The organism is Streptomyces sp. N35, from assembly GCF_016464295.1.
Lineage (GTDB): Bacteria > Actinomycetota > Actinomycetes > Streptomycetales > Streptomycetaceae > Streptomyces.
In genome coordinates this window covers 96106-99026 of the sequence record NZ_JAEIMH010000028.1, presented here as the reverse complement: position 1 = coordinate 99026, position 2921 = coordinate 96106, and the positions used below count along the sequence as shown (strand labels likewise).

3 protein-coding genes are annotated in these 2921 nt (G+C 69.0%); all 3 read left to right on the top strand.

All coding sequences use genetic code 11. The features are described from left to right. The first annotated feature begins 219 nt into the window (after positions 1-219). The 3 genes from JAO81_RS17715 to JAO81_RS17705 all read left to right on the top strand — a co-directional run bounded on the left by JAO81_RS17715 (position 220) and on the right by JAO81_RS17705 (position 2838). Positions 220-1602 carry a M20/M25/M40 family metallo-hydrolase gene (locus tag JAO81_RS17715; RefSeq protein WP_374194311.1) on the top strand — a complete coding sequence of 461 codons (1383 nt, stop codon included), beginning with the start codon at positions 220-222 and terminating at the stop codon, positions 1600-1602. A gap of 144 nt (positions 1603-1746) precedes the next feature. Continuing rightward, positions 1747-1980 carry a chaplin ChpH gene (chpH, locus tag JAO81_RS17710; RefSeq protein WP_165330906.1) on the top strand — a complete coding sequence of 78 codons (234 nt, stop codon included), beginning with the start codon at positions 1747-1749 and terminating at the stop codon, positions 1978-1980. Positions 1981-2121: 141 nt separating this feature from the next. After that, positions 2122-2838 (top strand): chaplin, encoded by a 717-nt coding sequence (locus tag JAO81_RS17705; protein ID WP_199548826.1) that lies wholly within the window; start codon positions 2122-2124, stop codon positions 2836-2838. Positions 2839-2921 lie beyond the last annotated feature (83 nt).

The window sequence follows — 2921 nt, the reverse complement described above, 5'->3', positions numbered from 1 at the left end:
CTTGAACCCCCACGCCCGATAAAGGGCACTAGCACCTCAAGCTAGCGCGTCTGCCATTCCGCCACCCGGACCGGTGACCCGCGGTTTCCCGCGGCGACGTGGAAAACCATAGCAAACATTCAGGGGTCCCCGATCACACCCCCGGACCGCCCCCGCCGGACGTCAGCGGTGCATGTCGCAGCGGGCCCGCCCTTGGGTCCGGGCCGGGGACGCGGGAGGATGGCGGGGACCAGCGAGCAGCAACTGCGAGAGGAACCCGGCGTGAGTGCAGCGGGCAGGAACGGGCAGCAGAGCGGGCAGCATGTCGCCGGTGAGGACGAGGTCGTCGACCTCTGCCGGGACCTGATCCGGATCGACACCAGCAACTACGGAGACCACTCGGGGCCCGGCGAGCGCAAGGCCGCCGAGTACGTCGCCGAGAAGCTCGCGGAGGTCGGCCTCGAGCCCCAGATCTTCGAGTCCCACCCCGGCCGCGCCTCGACGGTCGCCCGGATCGAGGGCGAGGACCCCTCGCGTCCGGCGCTCCTGATCCACGGGCACACCGACGTCGTGCCGGCCAATGCGCAGGACTGGACCCACCACCCCTTCTCCGGTGAGATCGCGGACGGGTGCGTATGGGGGCGCGGCGCCGTCGACATGAAGGACATGGACGCGATGACCCTCGCGGTCGTACGCGACCGGATGCGCAGCGGCCGCAAGCCTCCGCGCGACATCGTGCTCGCGTTCCTCGCGGACGAGGAGGCCGGCGGCACGTACGGCGCCCGGCACCTGGTCGACAACCACCCGGGTCTCTTCGAGGGCGTGACCGAGGCGATCGGCGAGGTCGGCGGCTTCTCGTTCACGGTCAACGAGAACCTGCGCCTGTATCTCATCGAGACCGCCCAGAAGGGCATGCACTGGATGCGGCTCACCGTGGACGGCACCGCCGGGCACGGGTCGATGACCAACAAGGACAACGCGATCACCGAGCTGTGCGAGGCCGTCGGGCGCCTGGGCCGCTACGAGTGGCCGGTGCGCGTGACCAAGACCGTACGGTCGTTCCTCGACGAACTGTCCGACGCACTCGGGACCGAACTCGACCCCGAGGACATGGACGCGACCCTCGCGAAGCTCGGCGGCATCGCCAAGATGGTCGGCGCGACGCTCCGCAACTCCGCCGCCCCGACGATGCTCGGCGCCGGCTACAAGGTGAACGTCATCCCCGGGCAGGCCACCGCCCATGTGGACGGGCGCTTCCTGCCGGGGTACGAGGAGGAGTTCCTCGCCGACCTCGACCGCATCCTCGGTCCGCGCGTGAAGCGCGAGGACGTGCACGGCGACAAGGCGCTCGAGACCGACTTCGACGGCAAGCTCGTGGACGCCATGCAGCTCGCCCTGAAGGCCGAGGACCCCATCGCGCGGGCCGTTCCGTACATGCTCTCCGGCGGCACGGACGCCAAGTCCTTCGACGATCTCGGCATCCGCTGCTTCGGTTTCGCGCCCCTGCAGCTGCCGCCCGAGTTGGACTTCGCGGGCATGTTCCACGGCGTGGACGAGCGCGTGCCGACCGAGGGGCTCAAGTTCGGTGTGCGCGTTCTCGACCGCTTCATCGACGCTTCCTGAGTTCGTTGATCTCAATATTCGGCCGTACGTGCGCAGTTGACTGAAAAGAGTGAAAGCGACCATAGGCTCGTAGCCCGAATACTCCCTCCTCGTTACAGGTGATGCAGTCCGCGGCTGGGACTGCATTGCCAACAAGGAGGAATAATGATCAAGAAGGTCGTCGCTGCTGCGGCTGCTACGGGTGGCCTGGTTCTCGCTGGCGCGGGTATCGCAGCTGCCGACTCCGGTGCCCAGGGTGCCGCTGTGAAGTCTCCCGGCGTGCTCTCGGGCAACGTTGTTCAGGTCCCGGTCCACATCCCGGTGAACGCGTGTGGCAACACCGTTTCCGTGATCGGGCTGCTGAACCCCGCCTTCGGCAACACCTGCACCAACGTCTGAGACGTAGTGCCTCACCCCAAGAGGGTCTGAGTCCGTCGGCCCCGGAGTGCGTGCCATGCGCTCCGGGGCTGCCTGGCATCTAGGCGCACCCGCAAGGGAGCGGTTGCGCTACTCCAGTAGGTCAAAGGCAGGGAAGAACCTATGCGACAGGTCACGCGCAAAGGCCTGATCACCGTGGCAGCCGCGAGCGGCGTGCTCGCCGTCACGGGTGGCACCGCGTTCGCCGATTCGGGAGCGGACGGCAAGACCGCCGACTCCCCGGGCGTGCTGGCGGGCAACACCGTCCAGCTGCCGATCAACATCCCCGTGAACCTCTGCGGGAACACGGTCAACGTGGTCGGGCTGCTCAACCCGGCGGCGGGCAACAGCTGCGCCAACGTCTCGGACGGCGGGAACAGCGACAACGGCGGCAAGGACAAGCCCGGTGGCGGCGCCACCGCCGAGGGCTCGGCGAAGGACTCGCCGGGCGTCGGCTCCGGCAACGTCATCCAGCTCCCGATCGACGTCCCCGTGAACGCCTGCGGGAACAGCGTCACCATCGGCGGCCTGGGCAACGGCACCGAGGGCAACGACTGCACCAACGAGGCCGGCCCGAAGCCGCCGGTCCACGAGGAGCCGCCGGCCGGACCCGGGAAGCCGGAAAAGCCGTCGAAGCCCGGTAAGCCGGACACCCCGGACCGTCCCGAGAAGCCCTCGAAGCCCAATGAGCCCGAGACGCACACCGTCACACCGCCCAAGGGTTCCGAGCAGCTCGCGCGGACCGGCTCCGAGACGCCGATCGGTATCGCCGTGCCGATGAGTGCGGGTCTGCTCCTCGCGGGCGCCGTGCTCTACCGCAGGGCGCGTCAGGCGGCCTGACGCAGTACGGATGCACAAGGGAGTGGGCCCCCCCGCCTGGCGGGGCCCCCCCCCTGGTCACCCGGTCCCTGCGGGGGGGTAGG

Excerpts from the sequence above, each read along its gene's own strand:
- JAO81_RS17715 (WP_374194311.1), top strand. The coding sequence starts at position 220 with ATGGCGGGGACCAGCGAGCAGCAACTGCGAGAGGAACCCGGCGTGAGT.
- chpH (WP_165330906.1), top strand. The coding sequence starts at position 1,747 with ATGATCAAGAAGGTCGTCGCTGCTGCGGCTGCTACGGGTGGCCTGGTT.
- JAO81_RS17705 (WP_199548826.1), top strand. The coding sequence starts at position 2,122 with ATGCGACAGGTCACGCGCAAAGGCCTGATCACCGTGGCAGCCGCGAGC.